Source organism: Pseudarthrobacter lactosi (genome assembly GCF_055412785.1).
In genome coordinates this window covers 1-18,314 of record NZ_JBVAYS010000005.1, presented here as the reverse complement: position 1 = coordinate 18,314, position 18,314 = coordinate 1, and the positions used below count along the sequence as shown (strand labels likewise).

Annotated in this window: 14 protein-coding genes and 1 pseudogene; 2 read left to right on the top strand and 13 right to left on the bottom strand. The window is 65.3% G+C overall.

Annotation, left to right across the window (positions count from 1 at the left end):
• Positions 1 to 61: 61 nt before the first annotated feature.
• Positions 62 to 520, bottom strand: a complete 459-nt coding sequence (locus ACZY0Q_RS18455; protein ID WP_463918981.1) for an Lrp/AsnC family transcriptional regulator — start codon at positions 518 to 520, stop codon at positions 62 to 64.
• A 326-nt stretch (positions 521 to 846) separates the two neighbouring features.
• On the opposite strand from ACZY0Q_RS18455, the gene gluQRS reads away from it, so the two are divergent.
• Together gluQRS and ACZY0Q_RS18445 are read left to right on the top strand one after the other, a co-directional pair.
• On the top strand, positions 847 to 1,728 hold the full coding sequence (gluQRS, locus tag ACZY0Q_RS18450) for a tRNA glutamyl-Q(34) synthetase GluQRS (protein WP_463918980.1): 882 nt from the start codon (positions 847 to 849) through the stop codon (positions 1,726 to 1,728).
• 45 nt (positions 1,729 to 1,773) lie between these two features.
• Positions 1,774 to 2,460 carry an HD domain-containing protein gene (locus tag ACZY0Q_RS18445; RefSeq protein ID WP_463918978.1) on the top strand — a complete coding sequence of 229 codons (687 nt, stop codon included), beginning with the start codon at positions 1,774 to 1,776 and terminating at the stop codon, positions 2,458 to 2,460.
• Here the strand turns inward: ACZY0Q_RS18445 and ACZY0Q_RS18440 are convergent.
• From ACZY0Q_RS18440 to ACZY0Q_RS18385, 12 genes and pseudogenes are all read right to left on the bottom strand, one after another.
• Positions 2,457 to 3,698, bottom strand: coding sequence for a low temperature requirement protein A (locus ACZY0Q_RS18440; RefSeq protein WP_463918976.1), 1,242 nt, complete (start codon positions 3,696 to 3,698; stop codon positions 2,457 to 2,459). The two genes, ACZY0Q_RS18445 and ACZY0Q_RS18440, sit on opposite strands and share 4 nt — an antisense overlap.
• A gap of 136 nt (positions 3,699 to 3,834) precedes the next feature.
• Positions 3,835 to 5,470: pseudogene (locus ACZY0Q_RS18435) on the bottom strand (HNH endonuclease signature motif containing protein).
• A gap of 247 nt (positions 5,471 to 5,717) precedes the next feature.
• A complete protein-coding gene (locus ACZY0Q_RS18430; protein ID WP_463918975.1) occupies positions 5,718 to 7,034 on the bottom strand; it encodes an ATP-binding protein in 1,317 nt (438 codons plus the stop codon).
• 151 nt (positions 7,035 to 7,185) lie between these two features.
• Positions 7,186 to 8,562 carry an FAD-binding oxidoreductase gene (locus tag ACZY0Q_RS18425; RefSeq protein ID WP_463918973.1) on the bottom strand — a complete coding sequence of 459 codons (1,377 nt, stop codon included), beginning with the start codon at positions 8,560 to 8,562 and terminating at the stop codon, positions 7,186 to 7,188.
• Between the two features lie 323 nt (positions 8,563 to 8,885).
• The gene (locus tag ACZY0Q_RS18420) at positions 8,886 to 10,400 is read right to left on the bottom strand and encodes an amino acid permease (RefSeq protein WP_463918972.1); all 1,515 of its coding nucleotides are present in this window, start codon (positions 10,398 to 10,400) and stop codon (positions 8,886 to 8,888) included.
• A 10-nt stretch (positions 10,401 to 10,410) separates the two neighbouring features.
• Positions 10,411 to 11,532 (bottom strand): asparaginase, encoded by a 1,122-nt coding sequence (locus tag ACZY0Q_RS18415; protein ID WP_463918971.1) that lies wholly within the window; start codon positions 11,530 to 11,532, stop codon positions 10,411 to 10,413.
• Between the two features lie 13 nt (positions 11,533 to 11,545).
• On the bottom strand, positions 11,546 to 12,280 hold the full coding sequence (locus ACZY0Q_RS18410; RefSeq protein ID WP_463918970.1) for a FadR/GntR family transcriptional regulator: 735 nt from the start codon (positions 12,278 to 12,280) through the stop codon (positions 11,546 to 11,548).
• Between the two features lie 129 nt (positions 12,281 to 12,409).
• Positions 12,410 to 12,676: a winged helix-turn-helix domain-containing protein gene (locus tag ACZY0Q_RS18405; RefSeq protein WP_463918968.1), complete on the bottom strand. Its 267-nt coding sequence runs from the start codon at positions 12,674 to 12,676 to the stop codon at positions 12,410 to 12,412.
• A gap of 28 nt (positions 12,677 to 12,704) precedes the next feature.
• Positions 12,705 to 13,994, bottom strand: coding sequence for a dicarboxylate/amino acid:cation symporter (locus tag ACZY0Q_RS18400; protein WP_463918966.1), 1,290 nt, complete (start codon positions 13,992 to 13,994; stop codon positions 12,705 to 12,707).
• 223 nt (positions 13,995 to 14,217) lie between these two features.
• A complete protein-coding gene (locus ACZY0Q_RS18395; protein WP_463918965.1) occupies positions 14,218 to 15,645 on the bottom strand; it encodes an aspartate ammonia-lyase in 1,428 nt (475 codons plus the stop codon).
• A 168-nt stretch (positions 15,646 to 15,813) separates the two neighbouring features.
• Complete coding sequence (locus ACZY0Q_RS18390; RefSeq protein WP_463918964.1) at positions 15,814 to 16,539, bottom strand: FadR/GntR family transcriptional regulator; 726 nt, start codon at positions 16,537 to 16,539, stop codon at positions 15,814 to 15,816.
• Between the two features lie 181 nt (positions 16,540 to 16,720).
• On the bottom strand, positions 16,721 to 18,314 hold a 1,594-nt coding region (locus tag ACZY0Q_RS18385; RefSeq protein WP_463918962.1), incomplete at its 5' end, for a polysaccharide deacetylase family protein.

The window sequence follows — 18,314 nt, the reverse complement described above, 5'->3', positions numbered from 1 at the left end:
CGGGCAGGCGATGGGGAGAGCTCCCCGTCCGGGTTTGAGTGCGCGGCCCCGAGAGACGAACTCAGTCCTGCAGCAGCCCGGTGGTGCGGTACGGGATGACTTCGCGCAGGAACATGCTGGTGGAGGTGCGGACGATTCCAGGGCAGAGCCGGATCTCCTCGGACACGCGGTAGAGGTCGTCCGGGCTGGTGGCCACCACCCGGATCAGCAGGTCGGTGTCGCCGGCAGGGGCGTGGCATTCCAGGACCTCGGGGATCATGCGGAGCGCCGCGATCGCTTCGTTGAGGTGGCTCTGGTCCAGTTCGGCGCTGACGGCCGCCGCCACACCCCGGCCCAAGGCGGAGGGGAGCACCCTGCTGCTGTTGGGACGAAGGGCGCCCGACGCCGACATCCGCTCCAGCCGCGACTGGACGGTCCCGCGCGCCAGGCCCAGCCGCTGGGCCAACACCATTATGGGGACGCGGGGGTCCTCGTCCAGGGCGTTGAGGATGCGTCTATCCGTGGGGTCCAATTGCTGCAATCTGATCAGTTCCTGTCGGAGTGTGTGGCTGCTATTGGTCAGACTGACCAAGGAAGTACATGCCAGTTGTGCCAACTGTATGGTGTCTGCTCAAATTGTGGCAACAAGGGCAAAGGCTACCGCCGAATCCCCGCAGGCTACAGGAACACCGGCACACCACCCGGCAACTGGACACCGCCTCCCGCAAGGAGGACGCCGCTGATTGACACTTGTTCACACCACGGTCATTCTGCACACACGGCAAGAGCCCCTGAGCCACCGACGTCGGATCCCCGAAGTCATCGGTAGCTGAGGGGCTCTTGTGCTGTCCGGACTAGGGTTGATCCATGAACCCAGCCGGACGCTTTGCCCCCAGCCCTTCCGGCGAACTCCATGTGGGAAACCTCCGCACCGCGATGCTCGCCTGGCTGTTTGCCCGGTCCACGGGACGCGACTTCCTGTTGCGCGTCGAGGACCTCGACCGGGCGCGGGCGGGAGCAGAGGCGGAGCAGCTCCGCGATCTGGAGGCCATGGGCGTGACGTGGGACGGCGCCGTCGTGCGTCAGACGGACCGGGCTGCCGTCTACACCGAGGCGATCGGGCGGCTGGCGGCCGGAGGCCTCACCTACGAATGCTTCTGCACGCGCCGTGAAATCCAGGAGGCGCCGTCAGCGCCGCACGCGCCGCAGGGCGCCTACCCGGGCACCTGCCGGGACCTCGATCCTGCTGAGCTGGAGTTCAAACGCTCCACCCGGCCTGCCGCTATCCGGCTTCGCGCCCAGGCAACGGAGTACACCGTGCGGGATCTGCTGCACGGCGATTTCACCGGAGTAGTGGACGATTTTGTCCTCCGCCGCAACGACGGAGTCACCGCCTACAACCTGGCCGTCGTGGTGGATGACGCCGCACAGGGTATCGACCAGGTAGTGCGGGGCGACGACCTGCTGCCGTCCACGCCCAGGCAGGCGTATCTTGCGTCACTGTTGAATATTCCCATTCCGGAATATGCGCATGTGCCGCTGGTGGTGAATTCCGACGGCGTCCGGCTGGCCAAGCGCGACGGCGCCGTGACCCTGGCTGACCTCTCCCGCGCGGGCGTTTCCGCAGCTGGCGTGCGGAACCACATACTGCAGTCCCTGGGGTTGCCGGCCGGGACGCTGGAACATGCACTCGCAGCGTTCCGGCCTGCCAACCTCCTGCGGGAACCGTGGGTTTGGCGCGGCCCCTAGCGTCCCGCGAACGGCCACTTGCGGCCCTGCGCGTAGGCTTAAGCCATGTCGGAACCCGAATTCACTGAAGCCCACGTCCCTCAACCGGGATTCACTGTAGAGACCGCGAAGGTCCTGGCCGAGGTGGCCCACAACCGGCAGAAGGACAAGCTCAAACGCCCTTACCGTGACCACGTGATTGCCGTAGGTGATGCCCTGGCGGATTTCGACGACGACATCCGGATTGCCGGTTACCTTCATGACATCGCCGAGGACACTCCCATCACGCGGCAGGCGCTGCTGGACATGGGCGTTTCCGAGCGGGCAGCGGACATCATCGAGCGGGTCACCAACCGGCTGCACGACAACCCCGATGACTATCAGGCCGGGATGCACTTCATCGCCGAGGACCACGACGCGGCCCTGGTGAAGATCGCGGACAACGCCCACAATTCGCTGCCCGAGCGCGTGAGGGCTCTCGCCGCGAAGTGGCCGGACAAGCCGCCCGTCACCAAGTACCGGGATGCCCGTCCGGTGCTGTATGCCGCCGTCGACGTCGAGGAAGTCCGCAAGATCCTTGCCCGGGTTAATCCGTGGCTCCTGAAGGAGCTGGACGACAGGCTCGACGACGAAGACGACACGGACTACGAGAACCTGACGTATGACGATGCTCCAGCCGGGGAGCCGGCCCCGGCGGGCGAGCCGGTCCAGACTCCTGAATCGGCGGACAGCCGGCCGGCCGGAGCTTCCTAGGCTCCTGCTTTCATCTGCTCCAGGGCTGCGTTCATCCGTTCGGTGCCGCGCTTCTCATCAATGACAATCGAGACGCCCAGCGCCAGCACAACCACCAGCAGGCAGACCGGCACCGAGACCCCGGCGGCGGCAAGTCCTACGCTGCCCGCCAGCGCGACAACGACGCCGGCCGCCACGGCTAGGACGATCCGGTCCACGCAGATCATGACGCTGAAGAGCCAGGTCAGCGAGACTTTGAACAGCGCTACCGGTACCGCAATGCTGGCCACGGCCACGGCGGCGCTGATGTGGGCCTCATGGTCGACATAGTAGGCCGCCACGTGCAACCCGGCGCCCGTTGCGGCGATGGCAGCAAAGATGAGCATGTGCCCGTAGCCGAAGAAGAATGAGCGGTGGCGCTGGAGATGTAGGGCCGGGCCGGCGGGCAGGATGAAGTAGATCCACCACATGCTGAACGCGAGGGCCGTTCCGCCGAATCCCACCAGCGCCGCGTCGACGCTCCAGCCATGGTGGGCCACAATGGCGCGGAGGGTTTCGATCGCCCCGATCAGGCATTCGCCAAGCGCAATGATGGCGAGTAGCCCGTAGCGCTCGGCGATGTGGTGGGCGTGCCAGGGGGTGCGCATGCGGCGCTCCGCGGCGTAGGGTGTGGCCATTTCCAGGATGAACAGGGGCGCAGCCACGAGGAACGTCGTTAGGATATCCGCCTCGACGACGAGCACCGCGATCCAGCCGAGCTGAACCACGCCAAGGTACGTGGCGTACCGCAGGCAGGTCTGCCGCCGTGCTGGATCCTGCCGTGCCGCGCGCAGCCACTGGAAGACCAGGGCCAGGCGCATGATCACATAGCCGCCCACCATCACGGCGTTGTCCACGTGGTCGCCCTCCACGAGCGAGTGGAACATCGGCTCAATGCCCATGGCCAGGATCAGGACCCCGAGAAGCTGGACCATGGTGACCACGCGGAACACCCAGTCGTCGGTGTCGTAGGCGCTGGCGAACCACGTGAAATTGATCCACGCCCAGATCACGGCGAACATCGCGAAGGAGAACCCCAGCAGCCCGGCGCCGAAGTGGGCTTCGGCGATTTCATGTGCGAACTGGCTCCCGGCCACACCGAAGGCGATGACAAACGTCAGGTCGAAGAACAGCTCCAGCGGCGTAGCGGCACGGTGCTTCTCATGCGGATCCCGGCCACCCATGCGGGCCATGGCATGCCTGAGGGGGTTTGTGGACATGGCACAAAGATTACCGCCAGGGCTGTGGCCAGCTCCAGAGCAGTGACGGCTGTGTGACACGGTGTTGCCGGTGCCGCCTGAGAGGGACTAACTACGTTGCACAGAAGCGCGGCCTAAACGACGCTCCATGACGGGGTCAACGTGCGGCGTGGTTGGGGATAGGCTGCGAAGTCAACCAGAGAAAGTCAGCTACTGACAAGGAAGGCTTCGGTTCTTCGAGGACTGACCACAGCTCGGCCAACCCCGGCGAAGGATTTGCAGGGAGCAGACAACCGGGCAGAGTGCCTGAGGACAGCGTGTTTGAGGGCGAGGTGTTTGAAGGCAGCGTGTTTGAGGGCGGGATGCTTTTGGGCAGGGTGTCCTCTGACGGTGGACAATCAGGTTCTTGCTGACCTGGCACTTCGAACATCCCGGGCGGCAAGGTGGGTGGTTCCCAGTCGGGGTGTTCGCTGGAGTATTGCCGTCCGGTGGGTGATGTCCAGCCGGGTGGTTGGTTCTTGGTGGCTGCAGTGGGTTTCCAGGCTGTGGTGTGCCTGAGTCTGTGGTGTTTGTGGCAGGGCTGGCCGAGGTTGCTGATTCCGGTGGTGCCGCCGTGGGCCCAGGCAAGGCGGTGGTCCGCTTCGTTGTCGAGTNTGGTTGCTGCAGCCGGGGAACGGGCATTTCCCGTCGCGCAGTCTGAGCCATTGGCGTTGGGCTTTGGTGACCCGGTAGCTGCTCCGCCCGATCTCCAGCGGTTCACCATCGCGCGGGTCGATCAGGACGCGGTGGAACGATTCGGCGCCGTCGGCGATGAGCTGCCGGGCCATGGACGGCGGAATCGGCCCGTACCCGTCGAGCATGGCCGGTTCATCGGTGAGGCCCATCAGCGCGAACACCGGCACGGTCACGAGAACTTGCGCCCGCGGCGAGGGGACACCGCCATTCCCGTCCACGTCCCCGGCCGCATCGCCGATCCGGTCAAGCAGCCAGGTGGCGACGGTGTCGGCGCGGAGCTGGGTGAGGGTCCGGTCCTCGTCCGGTCCTTGGAGGGCTCTGGCGGCGGCGGTGGTGCGGTTCCAGATCCCGGCGGCGGTGTCGGCGGGGAGGTAGGCGGAGAGCCAGGTCATGCAGTCCCGGTCCGGGGCATACTCCACCCGCCGATCCTGGACACCGCGTGCGTGGCGTTTTTCGATGCTGACCGGGTGGTGCCGTTCCCGCCAGGTCCTGGCTTTGTGCCGGAACCTCCCGGGGATGAGTTCACCGGCCAAACAACCCCTCGCCGCGTTCACCGCGTCGGGGTCCAGGAAATGTGCCTCCAGCGCCTGCGCGCCGGCGGGGTCCAGGTTAGTGGTTTCGTCGACCATGATCCTCGCGTGCTGCCACGAAATCGTCCCGGCCTGCAACGCCGAGAACGTCAGCGGCAGGGCTGTCGTCAGGACGTGGGCTTCGCCGAGCAGGGCACCCGCGGAGCGTTCGCTGACGGTCATGGCGCAGGCGACCTCGGCGACCACGGCCATCTCCTGGCCGGTATGGTCCTGCGGGGACTCAGCCGGGCCCGCCAGAGCCTCGGCAGCGGCGCTGTAACCGGCAGCCAGCCAGACCTTCAGGGCCGCACTTTTCGCCTCCAGTCGTGAGATCTCGGCCAGCCCGTCCAGGAATCCATCCGCCGCCCGCCGCAGCGGATCAGCATCCCCGCGACCGGGGGAATCGGACCCCCCTCGGAGCCGTGCAGCCAGCTCAGCGAAAGACACCGAAAGGGCCTCCGCCGTCACCACAGCCGCTCTGCTATCCATACCTAAATCATCCCGCGAGGGTCTGACAATGAGCGGGAGGCTAAATGGCTATGTGCATATCTTTGCGACCACGATCAAGGCGGCAATGAGCCTGCCACCATGGGCGTCGCGGTAGGCCAGGGCCCCAAGTGTACGTTCGGGCCAACGGCGAGGGCGCCAAGTGTACGTTCGGGCCACAGGCGAGGGCCCCAAGTGTACGTTCGGGCCAACGGCGAGGGCGCCAAGTGTACGTTCGCGCCCTGGGGGCTTAGACCCGCCCCAGCGCGTCGATGTCCTCAAGGAACAGCTCGTGGACTTCCTGGCTGACGGTGGTCCGCGTTTCCCCGATCGCGTCGAGGTAGTCCTGCGTGGAGGGCCCCTTCCGGACAGCCTCGCGGACTGAAGCATTGCCGCCGGAAGCCGCGCCGCCGTCGTCGTACACTGCCTTTTCCAGCGCCCGCTGGGAGGCGCTGCGGGCGGCGTACTCAATGTCCGCGGGGGAGAAGCCCTCGGTCCGTTCCACCAGGAGCTCCACGTCCACGTCGTCCACCACGGTGGCCGGGATGAAGCGCTGCCACATGGCTTCGCGGGCCTGCCGGTCCGGGAGGCCGATGGGGATGACGTAGTCGAACCGGCCGTGGCGCAGGAAGGCAGTGTCCAGCGCGCGAATGAAGTTGGTGGCGCACACCAGCAGGCGGCCGGGCTGTTCACGGAACGCCGGAATGATCTTCAGGAGCTCGTTTGTGACGCCCTGCAGCGGCGACGGCGGTTCACCCGAACGCTGTGAGGCGATCTCTTCCACCTCGTCGATGAACACCACGCAGTGTTCCAGCTCCGCGATCTCAAGGAACGTTTCGCGCAGGGCGCCGGCGAGGCCCTTGGGATCGGAGGCTAGCCGGGACGGGAAGACCTCCACGAACGGCCACTCGAGCCGGGATGCGATGGCCTTAGCAAACGTGGTTTTGCCGGTGCCGGGAGGACCAAAGAGGACCACGGCGCGCGGCGGCACAACACCGTATTCATCGGCGAGATCTGCCTCTGCGAGGGGCAGCACCAGCCGGCGCTCCAGGAGTTCCTTTTCCTTGCGCATGCCGGCCACGTTTTCCCACAGGTCACGGGCCAAAATGCGGCCGCCCAGCTGGCCCAGCGCGCCCAGCTCCTGCCGCTGGACGGGGATGGTCCGCTCGAAATAGCGCAGGTTCTTCTTCAGCGCGAAGCCGCGGCTGAGGAACGCCTCCACGCGGGTTTCCGCTTCCGGCATCAGCGCGGAGAGTTTGTTGAGGCCGTGCGGTGCCATGCGGTTTTCGACGGCGGCGAGCAGTGATGTGCCAATCCCGCGCCCGCGGTATTCCGGCAGCGTGGCCAGGAAGACGATCCAGCCCTGGTCGTGGGCGGCACGTCCGACGGCGGCGCCCACCACCTGGTCGCCCTGCACCGCCACCACCGCGTGGTCCTTCTCGCAGGATGCGAGGACCTCGGAGAGGGCATAGACGGGCTCAACATCAGAGGCCTTGAGTGACTCCCAGAGGTGCAGGATCCCGTCCAGGTCTGCTGAATGGAAATCCCTGATGCGCCAGTTGGTCATGCCGTGTCTCCCGGGTGGTTCGTCATTGAACGGGTCGTTGAGCTTCGTCGTCGAACTGCAAAGGGCGCTGCGAGGCGCTCTGCTGAGCATAGGCGATCGGCCCGCGCCGAAGGGTTGCGGGAGCGTTGCATTACGGGGAGGACCGGAAGGCTCAGCCGGCCGGTTTGATGTTCTGGTTGATGTGGAAGAGGTTGCCCGGATCGTATTTCGCTTTGATGCCGGCCAGCCGGTCGTAGTTGCCCGCGTAGTTGTCACGGATCCTGGACTGGTCATCGGCGTCCATGAAATTGATGTACGCGCCGCCGGCGCTGTGCGGGTGGAGCCCGGCCCCGAACTCCCGCACCCAGCCGACGTTGGCCTCATTGTCCGCCGGGTCTTCCCACATTCCCGCAATCACGGCTGCGAAATCGGCGTCCCGGTACGGGAAAGCTGTGGCGTCCTTTGGCACCCGCTGGACTGCGCCGTTGATGGGGTAGAAGTGGTTTGCCGTCTGCTGGCTGGGGACGCCTTCGCCGAAGTGCTTGGCCACCTGGATGACCTCGTCACTCAGGGTTGGCAGGAACTCAGCCTTCCAGTAGGCCTGGAGTCCTTTGGGCAACGACTCGTCGAACAGGGTATTGAGGACAGGGTAGGGAAGCGGTCCCACAAATGAGCCTGCCACCGGTGCCACGTCCAGGAACGGTTGCCACTGCCGCTGTCCTTCATCCAGAGGACCCGTCCAGCCGCCGACGATTACCACCACGGGCCGGCCGTAGTATTCCGCCGGGAGGAACGGGACCTCGGGTCCCTGGTGGACGCCCAGGAACACGCCAAAGTCCTCCGGGGCCGTGGCGATGGTTTCCCGGTACAGCTGCCCCACGGCTTCCGCATGTTCGAGCAGATAGATGATGACCCCGCCGTAGATGATGTCCACCGGATGAAGGTTGAATTCCAGCGAGGTCACCACCCCGAAGTTTCCGGTCCCGCCGCGGAGTGCCCAGAACAGGTCCGCGTTTTCCGTGGCACTGGCGATCCGGAATTTTCCGTCCGCCGTGACCACATCAGCGGATTTGAGGTTGTCGCAGGACAGGCCGTATTTCCGCGAGAGGTAGCCGATGCCGCCGCCCAACGTCAGGCCTGCCACGCCGGTGGACCCGATGATGCCTCCGGTGGTGGCGAGGCCGAATGCGTTGGTTGCGTGGTTGAAGTCTGCCCACGTGGCGCCGGTTTCGGCACGCGCGGTGGCGGTGGCCGGGTCCACCCGCACCCCGCGGCGGTTGACGAAATCAATCACCAGGCCGCCGTCGCAGGTGCCGAAGCCGGGGGCGCTGTGGCCGCCGCCGCGAAGGGCCACATCCAGGCCCTCGTCCCGGGCGAAGTTCACGGCGGTGATCACATCGGCCACTTGCGACACCTGGAGTACGGCGGCCGGACGTTTGTCGATCATGCCGTTGTAAACGGCCCGGGCGGTGTCGTAATCGGGGTGGTCCGCCGTAATGACGTGACCCCGTACTTTTTCCTGCAATGACTGGAGGGAACTGCTGTTCATGGTGAACTCCGAAGCTGTCTGGCGCTCAGGTGTTCAGGCACAACGCCCCGCCAGCTGGCCATGCCCGATGTGATGTTGCGAAACCGATGCACCGCGGCAGCTCTGCGGCCTGGCCGCCTGCTTTGCCGTGGCGTGCTTCATGACTGCGGGGCCGCGGGAATGCAGCCCGAAACCGGGCGCTTCTGCGGGCCCGGCTATTCGTAAAGTACGCCCGCGGCGTGGGGTGGTCAATGCCGTTAATTTACGACGGCGGCACCTGGGTTCCGTGTCCACAGAACCCAGGTGCCGCCGTCGGGCGTCACGGCCGGTTGGCCGGCAGGGCGCTACTTTTTGAAGGCCTCCGCGGGAGGGTTGGCGACGACGGGCGCTGTGCCCGTAAAGCCGTCGCGGGACTCGGCGATTTCACGGATCCGCTGGCGGCACGCGTACCAGCCGAACACCATCAGCACGGAAGCGATGGCCGTGACCAGCATGGTGAGCGGGGATTCGATGAACACCATCACCAGCACGCCTACGAGGAAGAGCAGCGAAAGGTAGCCGGTGTAGGGGGCGCCGAACATCCGGAAGGACGGGCGTTGGAGCCAGCCCTTGTCAGCCCAGCGCTTGAGCTGGATCTGGCAGAGCACGATGGTGGCCCAGGTCATGATGATGCCCACGGAGGCGACGTTCAGCACGATTTCGAAGGCCTGTGCGGGCACGAGGTAGTTCAGCGGGACGCCGAGGAGCGAGACGCCGGCGGTGATGGCGATGCCGCCGTAGGGGACGCCGGCCTTGTTCATCCGGCCCGCGAACTTCGGCGCGGAACCGTTTACGGACATGGAGCGAAGGATGCGTCCGGTGGAATATAAGCCGGCGTTGAGCGAGGAGAGCGCGGCGGTGAGGACCACCAGGTTCATGATGACGTCGACGCCCTGGATGCCGATGGAGCCGAAGAATGTCACGAACGGGCTGACACCCTTTTCGTAGGAGGTGTATGGGAGCAGGAGGGCGAGCAGGATGACGGAGCCGACGTAGAAAACGGCGATGCGGAAGACCACGGAGTTGATGGCCTTGGGCATGATCTTTTCCGGGTTTTCGGTCTCGCCGGCGGCGGTGCCTACGAGTTCAATGGAGGCGTAGGCGAACAGGACGCCCTGCATGAGGATGATCATGGGGAGCAGGCCGTTGGGGAAGACGCCGCCGTTGTCCGAGAGCAGGCTCAGGCCTACTTGCTGGCCGTCCACGGGGGTGCCGAAGATGACGAAGTAGGTGCCCACCACGAGGAAGACAACTAGGGCGGCGACCTTGATGATGGCGAACCAGAATTCCATCTCGCCGAAGACCTTCACGGAAACGAGGTTCAGGCACAGTACAACCACGAGGGCGATCAGGGCCCAGGCCCACTGCGGGACGGCCGCCATCCAGGGGATGTAGTTGCCGAAGAAGTTCATGTAGAGCGCGGCGGCGGTGATGTCCACGATGGTGGTGGTGGCCCAGTTGATCCAGTAGAACCAGCCGGACACGAACGCGGCCTTCTCGCCGAAGAATTCACGGGCGTAGGAAACAAACGAGCCCGACGACGGGCGGTGCAGGACCAGTTCGCCCAGTGCCCGCAGGATGAGGAACGCGAAGAAACCGCAGACGGCGTAGGCGATGACCAGCGACGGGCCGGCGGCGTTGAGGCGGCCGCCCGCGCCGAGGAACAGGCCGGTACCGATCGCGCCGCCGATGGCGATCATCTGGATCTGCCGCGGTTTGAGGTTCTTGTGATACCCCTTGTCCTCGGCATGCAGGGCGGTCTCGGAGGCGTGCGCGTGGCCGCCGTCGATGAGATGGTCAGGGATGGGGGGATTCGTCATGATGGGGTCCTCACAGGGCTTCGTTGACGGGTTTGGACAGGGTTGGTGCAGGCAGGAAATCGGTGGCGTGGAGAAGACCCACTTTGTGGCCGCCGCCCAGGACAGGGGCGGTGGCGATGCCGGCGAGCGGACCGGTGTCCACGCCGAGTGACTCAAGCACGTGGACGGTGGCAGGCATCCGGGCGCGGTCGCCGCCGTCGGAAATCTTTACGGCCACTGCGCGGCCATCCGGCAGGCCCACCAGCTGCACGCCTTCGAAACCGTCCTTTGCCACGGCCCCGGGGAGGAGCCGCATCAGGGCGGTGACGTCCCGGAGCTCGCCGGCCACCATGTCCGCGTGTTGCCTCATGGCGAGTCCGACGGCGGCTTCCGCAGGCAGCGGGGCGGTCCCGCCGTCGTCGGAGGTGCTGGCTGTCGCTGCGGCCGCCGCGATGATGCCGAAGGCGCGGGCCATGCCGCGGAGGGTGAGGGCGAAGAGCGGGGTGCCGCAGCCATCCGTGCTGCGGGCGAAGGGATCCTCGCCTGTCAGCTCGGTGACGGTGGCCGCGACCAGCTGCTGCAGGGGGTGGGACGGGTCGAGATAGCCCTTGACCGGCCAGCCGTTGATAACACACGTGGAGGCCATGGCGGCGTGCTTGCCCGAGCAGTTCTGGGTCACGTGCGTAGCGAGGAATCCGGTGCGGAGCCAGTCCTCGCGCTCGTTGGTGCCGTAGGGCAGGTCGGTGCTGTTCTCGAGGTCGCCCACGGCAAGCCCGTGCATGGCGAGGATGCGTTGGGTGCCGCCGCGGTGCTTGGCTCCGCCGGAGTGGCTGGCTGCGGTCAGGGCCAGCAGATCCGCGGGGAGGTTCAGGCCGGCGCGGACCATGGCCACAGCCTGCAAGGGCTTGAGGGAGGAGCGCGGGTAGAACGGGGCCAAGGGGTCGCCAGCCGTCGCCAGAATTGTGCCGTCCGCTGCTGTGGCGATGGCCGAGCCGTAGTGGATGCTCTCCACCAGGCCGTCGCGGGTGGCGACGACGAGGGGGGCGTGCTGCGGGAGCGTCCCGGCTTCGGTGGCGGCGATGTTGGTGGTGATGCCGGGTGCTGGAGTGCCGGCGGGATCAGTCCGGGCAGCTGAAAGGGCAGGGGCTGGCATGGGTTCCTTGGGGCTACTTGTTAAGGATGGAATCGAGGGCCATGCCCACGGCGCGCAGGTGGTCGGCCATGGCCAGGCTTGCGGCCTCGTCAGAGCCTGCCTCGATGGCGGCCAGGATCTGCTGGTGCTCGATGTCCGACGCGTGCTGGCGGTCGGCCACCATGTTCAGGGTTTCCGACTGGAAGGCCAGGGCTCCCCGGATATCGGCCACCACGCTGGCGAAAACTTTGTTGCCGCTGGCGCGGGCGATGGCGGCGTGGAAACTGGAGTCCAGGGCAACCCAGGATTCGGGGTCCGCCTCAGTGGACATGGCGGCCACAATGTGCCGCAGCGTCTCGAGTTCCTCCTCCGTCCTGCGGCGGGCCGCCAGTCCCGCTGCCGGAACCTCGATGTGCGGGCGGGCCTCGGTGAGGTCCCGCGCGGAGTACTGCCCCAGGGTCAGGTCATTCGCCACCTTGTCGGCAACCACAAACGTGCCTTTGCCGGTTTTGGTGACGGTCAGGCCCAATGCTGTGCAGGACCGGAGTGCCTCGCGGATAACCGAGCGGCTGACCCCGTACTGCTGGGAGAGCGTGGCCTCGGAGCTGAGCTTTCCACCTACCGGCACCTGACCGGACTCGATGTCTGAACGGATGGCGTTGAACACCGCCTCGGCAGCGCTGAGGCGGGCCAAGGGCTGCGCTCCGGCGGGCTGCTCGCGGGTGGACTCTGCAGGCTGTCCTGCTGTCCGGCTGTCTGACAGGTTCACACCTAAAATATGGCACTGGTCACACGCCGTGTCAACCCGGGTGGCGACTGGCGGGTGATTCGGGGGGCTCTCGCCTGAGGAAAACGCGTCGTTTTCCTCAGGCGAGACCCGCCGCCGTACAGCCGCGGATCAGTGGATCCGTTCCCTGGACTCGGCCGTCACACGGGCAAGGGCGTAAAAGGGCGTGCAGCCGGTCCTTGTCCCGGGGGAAATGTTGGAGCGGATCAGCGAATCAGCCTCGAGCACGGCCAGGTGGTACCGGACATTGTTCCTGGAGGACCCGACGGCGGTGCTGATGTCGGACACCTTGCTCGCCCCGTTGCTGGCGAGATATCCGATGATCCTTGACCTCACGTTGGTGAGCCCGGCCGCATCCTGGGGGAATGAGTAAACCATTTCTAATTCCTTTCAGGGCCTGAGGCGATCAGCGCATTGCGGGAGCGGAAGCGAGAGCCAGGCTCTGGTGCGCGTCCGCTGCTGCCGGGATCCCGTCCGCTTCGGGTGTGGCTTGGTCGTGTTTCCTGCCGATGACGGCGGTGGCGATGGCATTTCCGAGGATATTAGTGGCCGTGCGGCCCATGTCCAGCAACTGGTCGACTACCAACAGGACGGCGATGCCGGCAGCCGGGACTCCGAAGGCGGGCACGACGGCGGCGAGAACCACCAGCGAACCCCGTGGAACGCCGGCCATGCCTTTGCTGCTGAGCAGGAGCATGGCTGTCATAGCGATCTGCTGGCCCAGGTCCATGTCGATGCCGTAGGCGTTGATGAGGAAGACGGAAGAGAAGGTCATGTACATCATGGAACCGTCAACGTTGAACGAGTATCCCAGCGGCAGCACGAACCCGGTGGTCCGTTTTTCGATGCCGAACTTGGTCAGCCCTTCGATGAGTTTGGGCAGGGCCGCTTCGCTGCTGGACGTGGCGAACGCTATGACCATGGGTTCGCGGACCATTCGCACCAGGCGGAAGGCGGCCCGGCCGAGGAACGCCGTGGCGACGGCGATCATGATGACCCACAGGGCCGAGAGGGAAACATAGAATCCGCCGATGAATGAGGCATAAGTGGCAAACGCGTCCAGGCCCTTCGCCGTGAATGCCGAGGCGATTCCGGCGAAAACGCCTACCGGGGCTACCAGCATCACATAGCCGGTGACCTTCAACATGACCTTCATCAGCTCGTCGATCGCATCAGCGATGGAGGAGTGGCCACTCTTGCGGAGATTCAGCAGGGCGATGCCGAAGAGAGCGCCGAATACAAGGATCTGGAGTGGGTTGTTCGTGGTCAGGGCTGAGAAAACGCTGGTGGGAATGATGTTGGTGATGAACGCCTGGAAATCGAGGGGCTTCGACTCCAGGACCGCATCACCGGTTGGTACGAGGTGAAGGCCAGAGCCCACGTTGAGCAGGTGGGCCATGATGAAACCGAACGCACCCACCAGTGCCGAGGCGCTGAGGAACCAGATCATTGCGCGCCCGAATAGCTTTCCCACCCCGGCTGATTTCGCGGCTCCGGCGATGCCCGAGACCAAGGTAGCGAAGATCAACGGGGCAATGATCATCTTGATCAGGTTCAGGAACATGTGCGTCACTGTGTCGAAGACGGCTACAAGGGAATCCCGCATATCAACGGGAAGAAGCCAGTGAAATACCAGGCCGCTGATGATGCCCATCAGCAGTGACGCCAGAATCCACTTTGTTGATTTGTTTTTCAAGGTCAATCCTTCGGTTAGTGCCGCGATTCAGCCCTGGTCTGGGGCGCGGTCCTCGTCTTTGAGGGCCGATTCTCGGAATCCGGCGGGGGATTTTGGGCACGACGGGGTACCCCGGTTCGGGTGACACGAACGGGGAGCGGCGTCTGCTTTTAGGGGGCGGTTGGTGGGCCCACGACCGCCGGGTTCCCTGACCGAGCTTGCGAGGTTAGGGGGCGGTTGGGGACTACTTGCTGAGGTTCGCCAGGCGCTCGGGACTGAGGAGTTCCTGGAGCTGGGCGGCGGTGAGAAGGCCGTGTTCGAGCACGAGTTCGGCCACTCCCTTGCCCGTGGCGAGAGCTTCCTGGGCGATGGCGGTGGCCGTGGCGTAGCCAAGGTGGGGATTCAGGGCGGTCACCAGGCCGATTGACTGTTCCACGGTGAGCCGGAGGTGCTCGGTGTTGGCGGTGATGCCCCGGACGCAGCGTGCCGTCAGGGTGCGGCAGGCAGCTTCGAGGTGGGAGATGCTCTTGTGGAGGCTGTGGACAATGATGGGTTCGAAGGCGTTGAGCTGGAGCTGGCCGGCTTCGGCGGCCATGGTGATGGTGACGTCGTTGCCGATGACCTCGTAGGCCACCTGGCTGACCACTTCCGGGATCACCGGGTTGATCTTGCCGGGCATGATGGAGGAGCCGGACTGGACGGCCGGCAGGTTGATCTCGCCGAAGCCGGCGCGCGGGCCTGAGGAGAGCAGGCGGAGGTCGTTGCAGATCTTGGAGAGCTTCACGGCCACGCGCTTGAGCACACCGGACAGGTGCACAAAGGCGCCCACATCCTGGGTTGCCTCGATGAGGTCGACGGCGGTGACCAGGGGGAGCCCGGTGACCTCGGCCAGATGCCGGCAGGCTGCCTCCGTGTAGCCGGTGGGGGCGTTCAGGCCGGTGCCGATGGCTGTGGCCCCGAGGTTGATTTCGTGGATGAGCAGTTCCGCCTCGGCCAGGCGCAGCCGGTCTTCGCCGATGGTGATGGCGTAGGTGCCGAACTCCTGGCCCAGTGTCATGGGGACGGCGTCCTGCAGCTGAGTGCGGCCCATCTTCACCACGGTGCGGAATTCCAGTGCTTTGGCGGCGAAGGCTTCTTCGAGTTCGGCCAGTGCGTCCAGCAGTTCCCGGCCGGCGAAGATTGTTCCCAGTTTCACGGCTGTGGGGTAGACGTCGTTGGTGGATTGGCTGAGGTTCACGTGGTCGTTGGGGTGCAGGCGGGCGTAGTCGCCTTTGGGGTGGCCCAGGATTTCCAGCGCCCGGTTGGCGATGACCTCGTTCGCGTTCATGTTCGACGACGTGCCGGCGCCGCCCTGGATCACGTCCACCACGAACTGGTCGGCCAGTTGGCCGTTCATGATGTCGGTGCATGCCTGCTCGATTGCCTGGCCGCGTTCGGCATCCAGTAGTCCCAGTTCGCGGTTAGTGCGGGCGGCGGCTAGCTTCACGGCGGCCAGTCCCCGGACCAGGTGCATGTTGGAGGACAGGGGTTGCCCGGTGATGGGGAAGTTTTCCACGGCGCGGAGCGTGTGGACACCCCAGTATGCGTTCACGGGGACGACGCGGTCACCCAAAAGGTCATGCTCGGACCGGGTCTCCGGAACGGCATCAATGTCAGTCATGCTGGTGGTCATTTTTTTGTCCTCACAGGGCTTCGTTGACGGGCTAGGACGGAATACGTTCAGGGTGTGTGGGAGGCATGTTTGTAGCTGCACCGCAGAGTATGCGGGCGGGGAACAGCTGGGCGGGATGGCTAGGTGTTCCCGAGTAGGGCGGGACGGGGGACTTAGAGGGCCGGTGGGCTACGGGATGAGGCCGGCTGGCGTCGTTCCTCCGGGGACAACGGTGCTCAAGGCGCATTCCACGCCATGGAGGTGTTGGGTCATCGCCTCGCGTGCGCCGTCTACCGAGCCCCTCTCGATGGCTTCGAAGATGCGGGCGTGTTCTTCGCCGGACTCGGCACGCCGGTCCGCAACGAGGTTGAGCGTGTTCGACTGGTTCGCCATTGCATCGACAATGTCGGAAAGAAACTGCTCAAAGACGCCGTTTCCGCTGCACCGCGCGATCGTGGCGTGGAACTCGGTGTTCAGGAGCACCCACTGCTGCAGGTCATCCGCGCGGGACATCTCCTGGAGAATTTCCCGAAGTGCCTCCACGTCTTCGTTGCTGCGGCGCTCGGCGGCAAGGCCCGCTGCCGGAACTTCGATGTGCGGCCGCGCCTCTACCAGGGCACGCGCGGAATATTTGCCGAGCTTAAGGTCAGCGGCAACCCGGTCAGCGATGACGAATGTGCCCTTTCCGGAATGCGTGGCGGTGAGCCCGAGTGCGGTGCATGAACGCAGGGCTTCGCGGACCATGGTGCGGCTCACGCCGTACTGCTTAGCCAGCGATGTCTCCGAGTCCAGGCGCGTACCGACGGGAATCTTGCCGCCTTCGATGGCCCCCCGGAGTGAGGCGAAGACGGCTTCAGCGGCGCCCAAGCGGACGACGCGATCTTGTCTAGCTGTCCAGCTGTCCAACAGGTCCATATGGAAACTATGGCATCTGTCACTAGGCAGTGTCAAGGACGCGGATTGCGGCGCCTGGCACGGGGCCAAGGCACTTCGGAGATGACGCGTGACGTGGGTTTCCCGGCACAATCAGGAGCTCCGTTTATCCGGCTCCGTTTTACCCGGCTCCTGCCGTCGGCGGGACCGGTGCATCTGCAGGCTAATTATTGGTGAAAGTGGCGTCGTCGACGTACATCCAGGTGTTGTCTGCGGGGACGGCTCCGTCGAGGTGGACGTTGAACCAGAGGGTGACGGTTTGGCCTCGGTAGACGCTGAGGTCCGCGGTGACGCGGGTCCAGGTGCCGGAGTTGCTGGCGCGCTTGAAGAGGCTGCGCAGGACGGCGCCGGTGGCAGAGCGTATTTGTGCTTCCGTCCAGTCGTATCGGCACGCGGTGCCGCTACAGGGTTCATCGGTGGTGTGGGGCTTGTACCAGAAGGACAGTGTGGATGTCCCGGTGGCCGGGACGGTTATGGTCTGGGACAAACTGCTGTCCCCGAGGGGCTCTGCGCCCGAGGTCAGGCCCAGGAGGGCGGATCCGGTTCCGGTGTGGGCGGTGGTGGAGGCCACTGGGGCTCGAACGCCGCCGGTGGCCCAGCCGTTAAGGCCTGATTCGAATCCGCCATTGGTGATCGTTGTGCCTGTGGTGGTTGCGGAGGGGGTGACGGGGCTGGATGCGGCGGAGGCGGGTGAGGTGCCGACAGTGTTGGTGGCGGTAACGGTGAAGGTGTAGGCGGTGCCGTTGGTGAGTCCGGTGATGGTGGTGCTGGTTGCGGGTGGGTTGCCGGTGATGGTGGCGGGGGTGAGGTTGGTGGTGCCGGTGCGTGGGGTCACGGTGTAGGAGGTGATGGGAGAGCCGCCGTTGGTGGGTGCGGTCCAGGTCACGGTTGCGGTGGTGTTTCCTGCGGTGGCAGTGACCCCGGTCGGTGCCGCGGGTGCCGTGGTGCTCGCCGAGGTAAACGCCTGGGCGCCTTGGCGGACGGTGACCATGGCCAGCCCGCTGTTTTTCACTGCCGCCATGTGGGCGTCGAGTGAAGCAGTGGGCGTGTTGTAGATATCTCCGCCGATGTTCGCTCCTACCTCGTGGTAGACCAGTACCAGCCAGGTGTTGTTGGCCTTCGCGGAGTTGATCCAACCCTGGATCGTTGCGTTGGACGTGGTGGAAACGACGTTCTGCACACGGATGTTATACGGATCGAAGCCGGTCCGGGTGTTGAACCCGCCATCTGTGTTGCGCTGGGTGGCGTAGTAGTTCTTCACCGCTGCTGTGGTGGTCGCGTTGTACGCCCCGTAGGGGGAGGCGAAATCGATCGCGGCTGTGGGGCCGAACATCTGCTGCAGCGTGGCCTTGCTCTGCGAAAGCTCGTTGTTGCGCTGCGTGGCGGTGAGTGTGGTCAAGTCCGTGTGGGTGATGGTGTGGGACGCGATCTCGTCGCCGCGGTTGGCGAAGGCCTGGATCTGGGCCTGCGTCATGTAGAGCGGAACGTCATTGATCGCCTCCGTGTAGATGTACATCGTGGCCGGAACTCCGTACTTGTTCAGAACGGGCAGCGCATTGTTGAACTGGCTGGCCCACCCGTCGTCAAGCGCCACACTCACCATGCCGCCGGTCGGTGGCGTTGCGGCGGGGGTGACGGGGCCGGATGCTGCTGAGGCGGGGGAGGTGCCGACGGTGTTGGTGGCGGTAACGGTGAAGGTGTAGGCGGTGCCGTTGGTGAGTCCGGTGATGGTGGTGCTGGTTGCGGGTGGGTTGCCG